Genomic DNA, 928 nt, shown 5'->3' on the forward strand with positions numbered 1-928 from the left:
CATGCGTGACGGCGGGAACGGTCACCTCGTGGGTGGCCCCGCGATAGGAGGCGACGGCGGGACGCGGCCGGTCGGCCGGCAGCGTCGCCTCCTCCGGCAACTCGGCCAACGCAGCCTTCCAGAAGGCGAGTTGCCGCTCCTCTTCGGTGGCGAGGAGACCGCGCTGCCACAGGCTGTAGTCGGCGTACTGGACCGGCAGCGGCACCCACTCGGGGGCCGCGCCCCGCGAGCGGGCCGCGTAGGCCGTGGCGAGGTCCCGCAGGAGCGGGCCGTTCGACCAGCCGTCGGAGGCGATGTGGTGCATCACCACAAGGAGCACGTGCTCCTCGGAGGACAGTGCCAGCAGATCCGCACGGATGGGCAGCTCGGCGGCGAGGTCGAAGGTGACGCCGGCCAGCCGGGCCAGCGCCTGGTGCAGGGACCCCTCCGTCACCGGGGTCACCGGGAGCGCGAGGTCGGTCTCCGCGAGGGAACGGACGGCCTGGTGAGGCGTGCCGTTCTCGGAGGGGAAGGTGGTCCGCAGGGCTTCGTGCCGGCCGGCCACGTCGACCAGCGCGCGGCGCAGCGCCTCGGCGTCGAGCGCGCCGGTGAGCCGGACGGCCAGCGGGATGTTGTACGTCGGTGACGGACCCTCCAACTGGTCCAGGAACCAGAGCCGTTGCTGTGCGGAGGACAGTGGCGGCCGTTCGGGCCGCTCCCCCGCCACCAGCGCCGGTCGCTCGTCCGCGCCGGTGCCGACCGAGATCAGCTCGGCCAGCCGCCCGACGGTCGGGTACTGGAAGATCTCCCGTACCCCGAGTCGTATACCGAAGGCCTGCCGGATCTTCGAGATGAGCCGGGTGGCGAGCAGGGAGTGTCCGCCGCGGTGGAAGAAGTGGTCGTCGATGGTGACGGAGGGCAGGGCGAGGGTGTCGGCGAAGAGGCCGCA

Annotated in this window: 1 protein-coding gene; it reads right to left on the reverse strand. The window is 72.5% G+C overall.

Annotated elements, in window-relative coordinates; translation table 11 throughout:
- Positions 1 to 928, reverse strand: a 928-nt coding sequence (locus tag ADK41_RS04355; RefSeq protein WP_245174600.1) for a condensation domain-containing protein, incomplete at both ends; no start/stop codon positions are given.

Source organism: Streptomyces caelestis (assembly GCF_001279005.1).
GTDB lineage: Bacteria > Actinomycetota > Actinomycetes > Streptomycetales > Streptomycetaceae > Streptomyces > Streptomyces heliomycini.